Genomic DNA, 1,577 nt, shown 5'->3' on the forward strand with positions numbered 1-1,577 from the left:
CGGGCGGCCGGGTTGAGACCGAAGGAGATGTTCGACAGACCGAGGGTCGTCTGGACGTCCGGGTGCAGCCGCTTCAGCTCGCGGATCGCCTCGATGGTGGCGATACCGTCCCTGCGGGACTCCTCCTGACCGGTGCAGATCGTGAAGGTCAGCGTGTCGATCAGGATGTCCGACTCGCGGATCCCCCAGTTCCCCGTCAGGTCCACGATCAGCCGTTCGGCGATCGCGACCTTGTGCTCGACCGTGCGGGCCTGACCCTCCTCGTCGATCGTCAACGCGATCAACGCGGCGCCGTGCTCCTGCGCCAGCCGGGTGACCTTGGCGAAGCGGGACTCGGGACCGTCACCGTCCTCGTAGTTCACCGAGTTGATCACCGCACGCCCGCCGAGCTTCTCCAGGCCCGCCCGGATGACCGGGACCTCGGTGGAGTCCAGAACGATCGGCAGGGTGGAAGCGGTCGCGAAACGCCCCGCCAGCTCCTCCATGTCCGCGACACCGTCACGACCCACGTAGTCCACACACAGGTCGAGCATGTGCGCGCCCTCACGGATCTGGTCCCGGGCCATCTCCACGCAGTCGTCCCAACGGGCCTCCAGCATCGCCTCACGGAACTTCTTCGAACCGTTGGCGTTGGTCCGCTCCCCGATCGCCATGTAGGAGGTGTCCTGGCGGAACGGCACGGTCTGGTAGAGGGAGGCGGCACCCGGCTCGGGCCGGGGCTCGCGCTCGGTGATCGCCGTGCCGCGGACCCGCTCGACGACCTGCCGCAGGTGCTCGGGGGTCGTGCCGCAGCAACCACCCACCAGGGACAGCCCGTACTCGCGGACGAACGTCTCCTGCGCGTCGGCCAGCTCCGGAGCCGTCAGCGGATAGTGCGCGCCCTGCTTGGTCAGGACGGGCAGACCGGCGTTGGGCATGCACGACAGCGGAATCCGGGCGTTGCGCGCCAGGTAACGCAGGTGCTCGCTCATCTCGGCGGGCCCGGTCGCGCAGTTCAGGCCGATCATGTCGATGCCCAGCGGCTCCAACGCGGTCAACGCCGCACCGATCTCCGATCCGAGGAGCATCGTGCCCGTCGTCTCGACCGTCACCGAGCAGATCAGCGGAACGGTGACACCGAGGGCCTCCATGGCCCGGCGGGCACCGATGATCGAGGACTTCGTCTGCAACAGGTCCTGCGTCGTCTCCACGAGCAGCGCGTCCGCGCCACCGGACAGCAGACCCTCGGCATTGACCTGGTACGCGTCACGGATCTGCGCATAGCCGATGTGACCCAACGTCGGCAGCTTCGTACCCGGACCCATCGAGCCGAGGACCCAGCGCTGCTGCCCGGTCGAGGCCGTGAACTCGTCCGCGACCTCCCGCGCGATACGCGCACCGGCCTCCGACAGCTCGAAATTACGGTCGGCGATGTCGTACTCCGCCAGCGCCGCATAGTTCGTGCCGAAGGTGTTCGTCTCCACACAGTCCACACCCACCGAGAAGTACGCCTCGTGGACGGAACGCACGATGTCCGGCCGGGTGACGTTCAGAACCTCGTTGCAGCCCTCCAGCTGCTGGAAGTCCTCCAAGCTGGG

At 67.7% G+C, this 1,577-nt stretch carries 1 protein-coding gene; it reads right to left on the bottom strand.

From position 1 onward, the window contains the following. On the bottom strand, positions 1 to 1,577 hold a 1,577-nt coding region (locus tag ACGFYY_RS42355; protein WP_393717987.1), incomplete at both ends, for a homocysteine S-methyltransferase family protein.

This window comes from Streptomyces sp. NPDC048331 (assembly GCF_043201215.1).
Classification (GTDB): domain Bacteria; phylum Actinomycetota; class Actinomycetes; order Streptomycetales; family Streptomycetaceae; genus Streptomyces.